Source organism: Undibacterium sp. Ji49W (genome assembly GCF_049340205.1).
GTDB lineage: Bacteria > Pseudomonadota > Gammaproteobacteria > Burkholderiales > Burkholderiaceae_D > Undibacterium.
On the sequence record NZ_JBMPOW010000013.1, the window covers coordinates 134,797 to 147,504 of the forward strand.

Below are 12,708 nucleotides of genomic sequence, written 5' to 3' on the forward strand. Positions count from 1 at the left end.
GAAATGATGTCAGTGTATATTACTGTAGTTCTGCACTTTACATAATGCCTGCGCTGATTCGCCAGAGCCAGGCGCTGATCATTTTTATCTATGGCAAGATTGTTTGCAGATAATCAGGTGACGGTGTGCCTTGACTTGTTATACTATTGTAAAACGGCAATGTGTCTATGGCCGGTACTGACTTCGTACGTAGAACGCATCTCACACCTATTTATGAAATGAGTTCTAGTGTTAATGCTGTAAGGTGCAGGAATACGGGGCATGGAATCAATCATTAAACATCTGGTAGAAATTACCGGACATCGCGATCATGACTTACTGAATATTTCAGTGATTACGGCTTTGCGTCAATTGACCAATGCAGAGTCGGCACGTGTATTGGATGTCGTTTCCGTTGGCCAGCAAGTCTTTATCAAACCCCAGATTACCATCCACGAAGGTTCAGTGGCCATGGCCGATGAGTCACACACGTCGCCAACTGCGAACGATTCGATAGAGCATTATCCCCAGTTAAAAGAAGGTATTGCCCGGCAACAGCCTGTCATTGAACATCTGATTGAGGGCGGCAGGATAGTCTGGCTGCCGATCTGGATTAACGACAAGCTACAGACCTGCCTGGAAATCTACAAACCGGCTAACTACACGGCAAATGCCATGGAAGTGGTCAATGGAATGCTGATTGTTTACAGAAACTTCCAGAACCTGCTTGATTACAGTGAACGTGATTCGCTGACTGGTTTGTTGAACCGCAAGACCTTCGACGATAATTTTTCCAAGGTATTGCGCAATAGTGCACTGCAACAGCAAGCCAGCTCGGAAGCCGAACGCGAAGAAGAAGAGCGCCGCCGGCGTGAACCAGAACGCCAGCACTGGCTTGCAGTGCTAGATATTGATCATTTCAAGCGCGTCAATGATCAGTTCGGTCATCTGTATGGCGATGAAGTCCTGATCCTGATTGCCAATTTATTGCGTAGTTCTTTCCGTCCCTCAGATCGCCTGTTCCGTTTTGGTGGTGAGGAATTTGTGATTTTATTGCGTTCGACATCGCAAGAAGATGCACAGATGATCTTTGATCGTTTCCGCCAGAATGTGGAGCTGCATCATTTCCCGCAGGTGGGCACCGTAACCATCAGCATAGGTTATGCACGTATAGACCCGTTTGAGCCTGCTGTTGCTATCGTCGGTCGCGCCGACCAGGCCCTGTATTTTGCCAAGACCAATGGCCGCAACCGCACCTGTTATTACGATGCACTGGTCACCAGCGGCGATTTGCAGACTGAAGTTTCCAACGATACCGCAGAATTTTTCTAAGAACCTGTTTGTACAGCAGTATTAGCTGACAACCTGCTCGGTGCTTTTCTTGTGCGCGCTGGTCAGTACGATGACACTGCCAAGAATGATGCTCATCGCCAGCATTGCCCGCATGGACAGATGTTCTCCGCCAAACGCCACACCCAGAGCGACCGCAATGACAGGGTTGACATAGGCATAGCTGGCGGCCAGCCCGGCAGGGACCTTGGACAACAGATACATATACGCCGTAAATGCCAGCAATGAACCTGCAACGACCAGATACGCCCAGGCCGCTACCGCATTGAAGGTGATTTCGCCAGTCAGTTGCTCACCGCGAAACAGACTGACCAGGAACAGGAACAGACCGCCCACCAGCATTTCACTGGCAAAGCCCATACCGCCAGCAGCCATCTTGAGTTTCTTTTGCGACAGGATGGAACCTATATCCCAGCACAGTATGGCTCCCAGCAAAAACAGTATGCCCAGCGGTTTGGCGGAAAACTGACCGTCCGAAGCCAGCAGCATGGCGCCGATAAAGCCGCAGACTATGCCCAGCCATTCGCGCCTTTTTGGCCAGTCACCGAACAGGCCAGACAGGCCGGACAGTATCATTGGTGAGCAGGCGATGAACACAGCAGTCAGACCCGATGAGACATATTGCTGCGCCACAGCAGTCAGGCCAGTACCGCCACCCAGCATCAGGATGCCGACAATGCCCCCGTCCCGCCATTCACGCAAGGTTGGGTTGGGCGCACCACGCCATTTTTGCCAAATATATAATATCGCACCGGCTACCAGAAAGCGCGTGCCTATCATCATGAAGGGCGGGAAGGCTGTCAGTGCAACCTGAATGGCGAAATAAGTGGAGCCCCAAACGATATAGACGGTAAGCAGGGCAAACAGGACTTGGCGGGGCAGGTGGCGCATGAATTTTTCTTGTGCAATCAATTATCGACTGTCAGTGTATGTCAGTGAGATGTGATTTTGAATGGATAAACAAAGGTAAATCAGGTACATTTCTTTTGATCTCACAGAAAAAAGAGGTTTTTCCCATGAAGTTAGAACTAGACGTAATGGATGGCAAGATCCTTGAGATTTTGCAGGCGGATGCCAGGGTTACGCTGGCCGAAATCGGCCGTCGCATCCATTTAAGTCAGCCCGCCGTGGCTGAAAGGGTCAAGCGTATGGAGGCGGCGAATGTCATCACTGGCTATCACACCCGTGTCAATCCTGAAGCCCTGGGTTACGGGATTACTGCCTTTGTCCGCATAGCCAGCCGCGCGACCGATACGCCGGTACTGAAAATTGCCGAGCAAGTGCCAGAAGTCATTGAATGCCACGCGATTACCGGCGAAGATTGCGTCATCGTGAAAGTGGTTGCCCCGTCGGTACGTGAACTGGAACGTGTGATCACCAGTCTGGCGCGTTGTGGTGTGACATCGACTTCGCTGATCCTGTCGTCATCGATAGAACGCAGGGCGATCAAGCCTGTTGAATAGAAAAAGGGAACTGCGGGAAAATGGAACTGCGCCAATTACGCTATTTTGTTGCCATCGTCGATCATGGTTCACTGTCACGCGCTGCACGTGTACTGCATATCGTGCAGCCAGCCCTGACCCAGCAATTGCAGCAACTGGAAGAAGAATTGGGGGCCATGCTCTTGCACCGCTCCGCCCAGGGCATGCAGGCCACCGATGCTGGCAAGGTATTTTACGAACATGCGCAGGCGATATTGAAACAGGTCAGCGACGCCAGGTCAGCGGTGGCACAGTCCACCGACAAACCGCGTGGCACGGTGGCTTTGGGTATACCACAAAGCGCTTCGGGGGCACTGGCGTTTCCGCTGCTGAAGGCGGTGCGGGCAGCTTACCCGGATATCGTGTTTCAACTGACAGAAGAACTGACCGGCAACCTGACCGAGCAGTTGCGGTCGGGGCGGCTGAACCTGGCCATTCTGTTTGACGATGGGCAATTGGGCGGCTTTGCCACCAAACCTCTGGTCGAAGAAGAGATGATGTATATCACCCGCAGTGATTCGCAATTTGCCTGCAAGCGCAAATCTATCACCCTGGCGCAGGCCCTGAAGGCGACCCTGATACTGCCCAGTATCCAGCACGGAGTGCGGCCACGCATAGAGCAGGTGGTACGGCAACAGGGTAAAAGCATAGAACAGGTGATCGATATTACTTCCATCGCGATTTTGAAATCGGCTCTGCTGGCGGATATGGGGGCCACCATCTTGCCGGTTTCCCCCATGCTGGCAGAAATTGAAAGAGGCGAGATGCGCGCCTGCCCCATCAGTGACGTGCAGCTTTCACGTACGGTTACCTTGTGTGCATCCAAAAACATCCCGCTGACGAATGCCGCCATGGCGGTAGAAAAACTGGTGCTGGAATTGACCCGTGAATTAAGCCAGAGCGGCAAATGGCTGGGAACCAGAAACCTGGTGTCTGCCTGATATGCGCCATCAGCGATTCTGGAAGAAAATCAAACTGCCTCTGCTGGCCGGCTGGGTATTGTTCTGGTTATTGATGATAGCGGTAGCCGTGCAAGACCATTTGAAGGGTGGCGGCAAACATATCTGGGAACCGATCTTTTGGGAAAGCTCGTCGGCGCTCGTCGGCACCGCTTTGCTGCTGATACAAAGACGCAAGCTGACTGATAGCGTGTTGTTGCAGACGCCCGCGAAATGGTTTTGGCGACAGATTTTGCCGCTGCCGCTGATCAGCATTGCATTTGTCGTCCTCATTTACAGCCTGCGTCATCTGGTGTATGCCTTGCTAGGGCTGAGCTATAGCCATGCTGGCTGGGGCCAGGTGCTGGTGTATGAATGCAGCAAGATTTTCCTGTTCTTTGGCATATTCTATGTCGTCATCTTCGGCCTGCAAGCCTATGCATCGCTGCTGGAAGAAAAGGAAAATGCAGAAAAATCCCAGGCTCTGTTGCGAGAGGCACAGTTGCACAGGCTGACACAACAGATGCAGCCGCATTTTTTGTTCAATGTGCTCAATACCATTTCGTCCCTGATGTATACCGATGTCAAACTGGCCGATACCGCCTTGAGCCAGATTGCGGAACTCTTGCGTGCCAGCCTCGATCTGGGACAGCAGTCGGAAACCGAATTGCGGCATGAGCTTGAGTTATTACATGCCTATGCGCGGCTCATGAGTCTGCGTTTTATCGACAGGGTAGAACTCAGCTGGGACATTGCCGACGACGTGCAGACTTGCCGGGTGCCGGTGATGAGTCTGCAAACCCTGCTGGAAAATAGCTTCAAGCATACGGTGGAAAAGCGCACGCAACTGACGCGCATCCATATCAGCGCCCGTAGCGAGCAGGGACAACTGCTACTGTGTATCCAGGATGACGCCGGCTGCCTGACAGAAAAAGAAGATGGCAGCGGTGTCGGCATCAGCAATTTGCGTCAGCGCCTGCAAGTGCTGTATGCGGACAGGGCCAGCCTGACTTTAAGCGCCCTGATGCCCGCCGGTGTCATGACAGAGCTGCGCTTGCCAATCTGAGACTACTTTGAGCACAGAATAGGACACCATGAAAATTCTCATCGTTGATGACGAAGCCTATGCCAGGGACAAGCTCAGGCGTCTGGTGGCCGAGCATGTGGCCGATGTCAGCGTGACCGAAGCCAGGGATGGCAGGGAAGCCCTGGACAGTATTGCGAAGCATAAGCCCGAACTGGTTTTCCTCGACATACAGATGCCGGAGCTGGATGGCATCAGCGTTGCCAGTCAGTTGACAGCACCCGTGCCACTGATCGTGTTCGTGACGGCGTATGACCAGTTTGCCTTACAGGCTTTCGATACAAATGCCATCGATTATCTGCTCAAACCCTATGATGAAGCACGCTTCCTGCGCGCCATGCACAGGGTGGAAGAACGCCGATCAACGGCCAGAAAGACAGGCGCTGAGCAGCATTTGCTGTTGAGTGAAAAAGGCCGCGTCCTGGTCATTAAACTGGCTGACATTGTGCACGTGGAAGCGGCCGACAATTATGTGCTGATCTGTACTGCGCAAGAACAGCATATGATGCGCCAGACCTTGTCCGGCCTGCACGAACGTCTGGGAGGCAGCTTTGTGCGTTGCCATCGCCGTCATATCGTACGTGTGGACCAGATCATCCAGGTATTGCCCGCGCAAAAAGGGGATGCCGAATTATTGCTGCGCAATGGACTCAGCCTGCCCTGTAGCCGCCAGTACAGGGAGGATGTGGTCCAGCAACTCGGCAGCATTTGTTGACAGATATTCCTGCTTTTGTCCAGTTCGCCCCGGCTAGCATCCAGTTGGTCCCATTTTCCTCGCGCACGGGCGGGCCGCACTTTAATCTGGTTGTGTGTTCATAACGATGCCAATGCCACCATCATGCCGATCTCATCTACACCTGCTACCAGCTTGCCGTCACAACGCCTGTACTTTCTTGACTGGGTCCGTATCATTGCCTTCTTCCTGCTGATCCTGTATCACGTCGGCATGTATTACGTGGAATGGGGCTGGCATGTCAAAAGCCCGCATGCCAGCCCTACCATACAGCCGCTGATGATGCTGACCAGTCCATGGCGTCTGAGTCTGCTGTTTTTTATTTCCGGCGTGGCATCGGCATTCATGCTGGAGAAAATCCGGCCGGGACAATTCCTGCGCAGCCGCAGTATCCGCCTTTTGCTGCCTTTGATCTTTGGCATGCTGGTGGTGGTGCCTCCGCAAGCCTATCTGGAAGTGGTGGAAAAACTCGCCTATGCAGGTACTTATGGTGACTTCATGCAATTGTATGTGCATGGCTATCATGGTTTCAAGATAGAGGGCAAGACTCTGGACCTGCCAACATGGAACCACCTGTGGTTTGTTGCCTATCTGTGGGTCTACAGCGTCTTGCTGTGGCTATGGCTGGCGGTCAGACCTGCCTGGTTTCAGGCAGCCCGCACATGGCTGGAAAAACAGATGAAGGGCTGGCGCATACTGGTTTTTCCGATTGTGTATCTGGCGATAGTACGCATGGCCTTATTGAGTGCTTTTCCACCAAATAACGGTCTCGTTGCCGACTGGTATAACCATGCCTGCTATTTGTTTGTCTTTGTGTTTGGCGCATTGATCGCCAATTCCACCACATTCTGGCAAGAGCTGGCAGCCGTGCGCTGGCTGGCACTGAGACTGGTCGCAGGCAGCTGGGTCTTGCTTATCGTTTATTTTGATCTTGCCAGCGACGATATTCCCAAATGGCTGCTGATGGCACAGCGACTGGTATGGGTTTGCATGGCCTGGTCAGCGATCATCGCGGCATGTGCCTATGCGCGCCAGTACCTGAACTTTGACAGCCCGGCCCGGCGTTACCTGACACAGGCGGTGTTCCCCGTCTACATCCTGCATCAGACCTATATCGTCATCATGGCGCATAGTCTGAAGCCGCTTGCCTTGCCTGCACTGAGCGAAGGTATCCTGCTGGTCGCGATGACAGCAGCGACCTGCTTTATCAGCTACGAGATTGTGCGTCGCGTGTTTTTCTTGCGCCCCCTGTTTGGACTTGATATGGGTGCTGTTTACAAACCCAGATCACTCAGCCCGGGGTGATTGTCTGGCCGGCGTCCCTGTGACCAGTGAAACAGGCGCTGGTCTGCGTTGATGCGCACATCATTGATGCTTGCCAGGCGTCTGTGCATCAGGCCATTTTCAGTAAATTCCCAGTTTTCATTCCCATATGAACGGGTCCAGTTACCGTCATGGTCACAACTTTCATAGGCAAAGCGCACGGCGATACGGTTTTCGTGAAATGCCCATAATTCCTTGATCAGGCGGTATTCACGTTCTGCCGCCCATTTGCGTTGCAAAAACTCCCTGACTTCCTCGCGGCCTGTGGGGAATTCATGGCGATTGCGCCATATCGTATCCACTGTGTACGCCAGGACGACACGGTCTGGATCACGGCTGTTCCAGGCATCTTCTGCCAGACGTACTTTCTGTATGGCCGTTTCCAGTGTGAAGGGAGGGAAGGGTGGGCGTGCTTCTTCTTGTATGTTGTTCATCGGGTATTGATGTTGAAAGAACTGATTGAACCCTGCAATCTACGCAATATCGTTTGTAGACAGAATACGCATCACATACAATTGACTATTGTAAAAAATGGAATAATCACCGGATGCGTCTATGGATAAACTGCATTTGATGACGGTGTTCGTTGCCGTCGCAGAAGAAGAGGGCTTTGCGGCTGCTGCGCGTCGCCTGGCAATGTCGCCACCGGCAGTGACCCGTGCCATTGCCGCACTAGAAGCCAGGCTGGGTGTCAAACTGCTGAATCGCAGTACACGTTATGTCAGGGTAACGGAAGCAGGCCAACGCTATATGGATGACGCACGACGCATCATTGCCGAAGTCGATGCGGCAGATGAAGCCACGGCCGGTATCAATGCCGAACCTCGTGGTCATCTGACGGTGACGGCACCTGTGCTGTTTGGCAAAATGTTTGTGATGCCCGGCATCGTCGATTATCTGCAACGCTATCCGGCGATGGATGTGTCTGCCCTGTTTCTGGACCGAGTGGTGAATTTGCTGGAAGAGGGCGTGGATGTTGGCATACGCATAGGCGAATTACCCGATTCGAGCATGAAAGCCATACGTGTGGGACAGATACGGCGCGTCTTGTGTGCATCGCCAGCCTACCTTGCAAAGGCTGGCCAGCCGCAGCATCCCGATCAATTGCGTGACCACTGCATGATTGCTGCATCAAGTGTGACGCCCATGATTGAGTGGCGTTTCAGCCATCAGGGACAGAACATGGCATTCAAGTTCAAGCCACGCCTGACCGTTAGCAGCATTGATGCAGCGATAGAAGCCAGTCTGGCCGGACTGGGCATCAGTCGCCTGTTGTCATATCAGGTGAATGCCCTGTTCAACACCGGGCAGTTGATACGCCTGCTGCCTGACTACGAAACAGCGCCCCTGCCGGTACACGTGGTGCATAGGGAAAGCCGCTATGCATCCACCAGGGTCAGGAGCTTTGTTGATCTTATCGTGGCGCAGTTGCGGGAAAAAGTGGAGATACACTAATTTCAGTCATGCCGCGCGCGATGGAAATTTAATATACTGGTGATACTTTAATCATAGAAAAGAATCAAGTGGCAACCATCAAGGATGTAGCCCGCCTGGCGGGAGTAGGTCTGGGAACGGCTTCGCGTGTGGTGAGCGGCAAAGGTTCAGTCTCATTAAAGACACAGGAAAAAGTCAGGAAAGCCATCGCCGAACTGGATTTTCGTCCTTCGCATGCAGCGCGTTCCCTGTTGTCCGGTAATTCGCAAATGATAGGGGTGTATATCCCCGTACTCAAGGGCACTTTTTATATGCCCATCCTGCAGGCCATCGATACTGAACTGCGCGCTGCCGGTCTGCACATGGTGGTGGCTTTTGGTGTGAGTGGTGTTGACGAGCACCGTCAGGGCGTCGAAGGCATACAGTTTTTGATGGAGCGCGGATGCGATGGCCTGATCGTCATGAGCAATGTCTTGAATGACGATGATTTTTCCACGCTGGGCCCCAAGCAGGCACAACTGGTGATGCTGAATCACCATTCGGAACAATTTGCCGCACAGTGTTTTATTGCAGATCATGTGCTGGGTGGCGTATTGGCAGCAAAGGCCTTGCTTGCGCACCAGCATAAAAAGATCGCTGTTATCGCTGGCCCCTCTGCGGTGGCAGACAATGTAGACCGCATCAATGGATTTTTGGGTGAGCTGGCTCGTGCCGGTATTGATACGGCAAACATGTGGATAGCGGAAAGCGATTTTTCACCGGAAGGTGGCTGGAATGCAGCCAGGGAACTGGTCAATTCCGGCTATTCGTTTACTGCCCTGTTCTGTGCCAATGATGAAATGGCGCTGGGTGCGCTTTCCTATTTCCAGCAGGCCGGTATTGCCGTGCCACGCGATGTATCGGTGATAGGCTATGACGACACCACGGGTGCCGCTTTTGCTGCGCCGCCACTGAGCTCTGTACGTATTCCCTGGCATGACGTCACACTGAATGCCCTGAATGAATTACTGAATCGCTGTTATGGATGGACGCGTCCGGTCAACCGCGACTTTCAGGTTTCCGTTACCTTGCGCGCATCCCTGGCCAAGCGCCGTAAAATTGCTTAAGGCTGCTTAAGGCTACTTAAGGCTTATGAACCGATGTCATGGTGCGTATTGACATCATGCGGCAGTAGTCAGGACATTCTCATTGACAAAAGAAACGCAAGCCAGCACTATCTTCTCAAACCAAAATGGGAAGCTTTCCAAAAATAAGGCATCGCTTAATAAACCATCGCTCCATCATCAATAAAGAGACAAGGCGCATCGACAGATGCGTTTAAAAAAAAGAGCACATCATGATGAAAATAATGACCCGTCGTTGTAGCCAAACCTGTACCCAAACCCGTACCCACGCCCGCATTCATAACTGTATCCGCGCCATTACACTGGGTTCTGCCCTGACGCTGGCATGCAGCGCAGGCAGTCTGAGTATGGCTGCGACTGAGCTGCCCCTACAAAACAGCCCTGCCAGCATGTCCGCCAGCAACCTGGCTGCCTGGCCAGCTATTCAGAGTGCCATCCGCAAAGACCCGGCGATGGAAGCGAAGATAGCAGCCATCGTCGCCGGCATGACTCTGGAACAAAAGATAGGACAGATGACGCAACCGGAAATCAAGTCGATTACACCGGACGACGTGCGTCAGTATTATCTTGGCTCAGTCCTCAATGGCGGCGGCAGTTGGCCCGACCGCAATAACAAGCACGGTACCGCGGCCGACTGGGTAGCCCTGGCTGATCAATACCATGCAGCATCCATGGCGACCGACATGACAGTCAGGATACCCGTCATCTGGGGTATCGATGCCATACATGGACATAGCAATGTGTACGGGGCCACCCTGTTCCCGCACAATATTGGTCTGGGGGCGGCGCATAATCCGCAACTGGCAGGGCAGATAGGTCGCGCCATGGGCAAGGCAGTCCGGGCCACCGGCATTGCCTGGGTGTTTGGCCCCACCCTGGCCGTGGTGCGCGATGACAGGTGGGGGCGCACTTATGAAAGTTTTTCTGAAGATGGCGCGCTGGTGCGCCAGTATGCGGGTGAATATGTCAAAGGTTTGCAGGGTGCTTTCAATGATGATGGTAATGTGGTGGCGACAGCCAAGCACTTCATGGGGGATGGCGGCACCGATCAGGGCAAGGACAGGGGCATCAACCTGTCGACCAATGCACAGATGCTCAATATCCATGCGCAGGGGTATATGACCGCGCTGGCAGCAGGAGCACAAACAGTGATGGCATCTTTCCACAGCTGGAACGACCAGGCAGCCGGTGCCAGCTACGGCAAGATACATGGCAGCAAGGCCCTGTTGACCGATGTGCTGAAAGAAAAAATGGGCTTTGACGGCTTTGTCATCAGCGACTGGGATGCCATAGGCGAAGTGCCCGGTTGCCGCACCGATAGCTGCCCGCAGGCCATCAATGCCGGTGTCGACATGATCATGGTGCCGGATGCCTGGAAGGCTTTTATTGCCAATACCATCGCCCAGGTCAGGGCGGGTGACATACCCATAGCCAGGATAGATGATGCGGTGACACGCATCATCCGCGTCAAATTGCGTGCCGGTTTGTTCGGCAAAAAACCGTCTGAAAATAGCTATGCCGGCAAACAGGATGCGCTGGAAGACCGGCCACTGGCACGACAGGCAGTGCGTGAATCCCTGGTCTTGCTGAAGAACGATGCCTCAGTATTGCCACTGGCCCGTAATGGGAAGAGTAACCGAAAAATTCTGGTCGTCGGTAAAACCGCCGACAATATTGGCAACCAGACTGGCGGCTGGTCGCTGACCTGGCAGGGTACAGACAATAGCAATGCAGACTTTCCGAATGCTGACTCGATATTGGCCTGCATCCGTGATGCGGTTGGCGCTGCCAATGTAGATTTCAGTATCGATGCCAGCGGTGTCGATGTCAGCCGCTATGATGCCGTGATTGCCGTCATTGGTGAAACACCGTATGCAGAAATGTTCGGTGATATCGGCCCTGCCGGCAGTCTGCGTCACAGCAGCCGTTTCCCTGAAGACCTGGCTGTCTTGCAGGCGGTCGCTGGCAAGGGCAAACCGGTGGTGACGGTATTTGTGTCTGGCCGCCCTTTGTATGTGAATGACTTGCTGAATCTGTCTGACAGTTTTGTTGCTGCCTGGTTACCGGGCACAGAAGGCAAGGGCGTGGCTGATGTTCTGTTTCGTGCTGCGGATGGCACAGTAGCGCATGACTTCAAGGGGACGCTGTCATTTTCCTGGCCCAGGTCCGTGTGTCAGACCAGTTTGAATTTTGATGAACCCAATTACTCACCCTTGTTCAAAATTGGGTATGGTCTGAACTACTCCGGCTCAGCTAAAGTTGCTAAACATGGAAAGCTAGGAAAGCTGGATAGCAAATATCCGTCTGGTGGTTGTGGCGTGACAAACGCTTATCCGGTCTTCAACCAGGCTGACCGTGCGACTTATCCTCTGTATGTCCTTAGTGGCAATGAGCAACAGGCAGTAGGTGCAGATTTGAATCGTGTTCTGACCATGCCTGGCATCAGCGTGCAGACATCTCAGGTCAATACCCAGCAGGACGCCAAACTGCTGACCTGGAGCAGTGCAGGAAAAATAGAAACACAGGTAGAAGCAAGAGTAGAAGCAAGGGTAGAAGCAAGGGTAGAAGCACGCGGGGCCAGCGGCAAAGCCATACCTGCCTACGCCAGCAAGGATGGCGCACTGACATTCGATACCATCGTCGTGACAGCACCTGCCAGCAGCGTCAGTCTGTCCATGCATTGTGGCAAGGCTTGCGAGGCAAGTCTGGATATGACAGACAGCTTCAGACGGCTGGCGGGCAAGAAAGAAAAACAGACCATCAAAATTCCACTGTCCTGTTTTATCGCCAAGGGTATCAAGCTGGAAAACATCGATATTCCTTTCAGCCTCAGTACTTCAGCGGCGTTCAGTCTTGCCATCACGAATATACAAATTATCGGCGGTGCGGCAAAAGACCAGGATGCATTGACATGTGCCGAGTTGAAATGAAGTTGAATTCAATTGAATTGAAGCAAAATTGAATTGAAGCAATAAGTTCATGCAAGTCAAATCAGGGTTATCATTTTTTATGATAGCCCTATTTTAATTCCATATTTTCCATGCTGGCGTATTCGCCCTACACTGTGAACACAGCAGATTTCAAAGGAAGTCGAAGAAGCGCTGCAGCGAAATTTCGAAAGCTTCTTTTGATGTCTCTTTGATTCGATATGAATGAACGTGCAGGCTTGGCAGTTTGTTATCGGATAATGCCATGACAGAATGCATGATGTCTTGACATCGAATTTTGTATCGAATTCGAATAAAATGGTAGTTATCACTAC

Annotated in this window: 11 protein-coding genes; 9 read left to right on the forward strand and 2 right to left on the reverse strand. The window is 52.7% G+C overall.

Annotated features, from left to right (window positions below; all coding sequences use genetic code 11):
* The first annotated feature begins 261 nt into the window (after positions 1 to 261).
* Positions 262 to 1,311, forward strand: a complete 1,050-nt coding sequence (locus ACO0LK_RS17170) for a GGDEF domain-containing protein (protein WP_422977114.1) — start codon at positions 262 to 264, stop codon at positions 1,309 to 1,311.
* A 21-nt stretch (positions 1,312 to 1,332) separates the two neighbouring features.
* Here the strand turns inward: ACO0LK_RS17170 and yedA are convergent, their stop codons facing one another.
* Positions 1,333 to 2,220 carry a drug/metabolite exporter YedA gene (gene yedA, locus ACO0LK_RS17175; RefSeq protein WP_422977116.1) on the reverse strand — a complete coding sequence of 296 codons (888 nt, stop codon included), beginning with the start codon at positions 2,218 to 2,220 and terminating at the stop codon, positions 1,333 to 1,335.
* A 125-nt stretch (positions 2,221 to 2,345) separates the two neighbouring features.
* On the opposite strand from yedA, the gene ACO0LK_RS17180 reads away from it, so the two are divergent.
* The 5 genes from ACO0LK_RS17180 (at position 2,346) to ACO0LK_RS17200 (ending at position 6,870) form a co-directional block, all read left to right on the forward strand.
* On the forward strand, positions 2,346 to 2,792 hold the full coding sequence (locus ACO0LK_RS17180; RefSeq protein WP_422977118.1) for an Lrp/AsnC family transcriptional regulator: 447 nt from the start codon (positions 2,346 to 2,348) through the stop codon (positions 2,790 to 2,792).
* A gap of 20 nt (positions 2,793 to 2,812) precedes the next feature.
* Positions 2,813 to 3,751 carry a LysR substrate-binding domain-containing protein gene (locus ACO0LK_RS17185; protein ID WP_186946125.1) on the forward strand — a complete coding sequence of 313 codons (939 nt, stop codon included), beginning with the start codon at positions 2,813 to 2,815 and terminating at the stop codon, positions 3,749 to 3,751.
* A 1-nt stretch (position 3,752) separates the two neighbouring features.
* On the forward strand, positions 3,753 to 4,814 hold the full coding sequence (locus ACO0LK_RS17190; protein WP_422977120.1) for a sensor histidine kinase: 1,062 nt from the start codon (positions 3,753 to 3,755) through the stop codon (positions 4,812 to 4,814).
* A gap of 28 nt (positions 4,815 to 4,842) precedes the next feature.
* Positions 4,843 to 5,547 carry a LytR/AlgR family response regulator transcription factor gene (locus tag ACO0LK_RS17195; RefSeq protein ID WP_422977122.1) on the forward strand — a complete coding sequence of 235 codons (705 nt, stop codon included), beginning with the start codon at positions 4,843 to 4,845 and terminating at the stop codon, positions 5,545 to 5,547.
* Positions 5,548 to 5,670: 123 nt separating this feature from the next.
* Positions 5,671 to 6,870, forward strand: coding sequence for an acyltransferase family protein (locus tag ACO0LK_RS17200; RefSeq protein WP_422977124.1), 1,200 nt, complete (start codon positions 5,671 to 5,673; stop codon positions 6,868 to 6,870).
* Here ACO0LK_RS17200 and ACO0LK_RS17205 read toward each other — a convergent pair.
* On the reverse strand, positions 6,840 to 7,322 hold the full coding sequence (locus ACO0LK_RS17205; RefSeq protein WP_422977126.1) for a DUF1348 family protein: 483 nt from the start codon (positions 7,320 to 7,322) through the stop codon (positions 6,840 to 6,842). The genes ACO0LK_RS17200 and ACO0LK_RS17205 overlap by 31 nt on opposite strands.
* Positions 7,323 to 7,443: 121 nt before the next feature.
* Between ACO0LK_RS17205 and ACO0LK_RS17210 the strand changes: the two genes are divergently transcribed.
* The 3 genes from ACO0LK_RS17210 (at position 7,444) to ACO0LK_RS17220 (ending at position 12,376) form a co-directional block, all read left to right on the forward strand.
* Positions 7,444 to 8,343 carry a LysR substrate-binding domain-containing protein gene (locus ACO0LK_RS17210; protein ID WP_422977128.1) on the forward strand — a complete coding sequence of 300 codons (900 nt, stop codon included), beginning with the start codon at positions 7,444 to 7,446 and terminating at the stop codon, positions 8,341 to 8,343.
* A 68-nt stretch (positions 8,344 to 8,411) separates the two neighbouring features.
* On the forward strand, positions 8,412 to 9,428 hold the full coding sequence (locus tag ACO0LK_RS17215; protein WP_422977130.1) for a LacI family DNA-binding transcriptional regulator: 1,017 nt from the start codon (positions 8,412 to 8,414) through the stop codon (positions 9,426 to 9,428).
* A gap of 230 nt (positions 9,429 to 9,658) precedes the next feature.
* Positions 9,659 to 12,376, forward strand: coding sequence for a glycoside hydrolase family 3 N-terminal domain-containing protein (locus ACO0LK_RS17220; protein ID WP_422977132.1), 2,718 nt, complete (start codon positions 9,659 to 9,661; stop codon positions 12,374 to 12,376).
* The last annotated feature ends 332 nt before the right edge of the window (positions 12,377 to 12,708 follow it).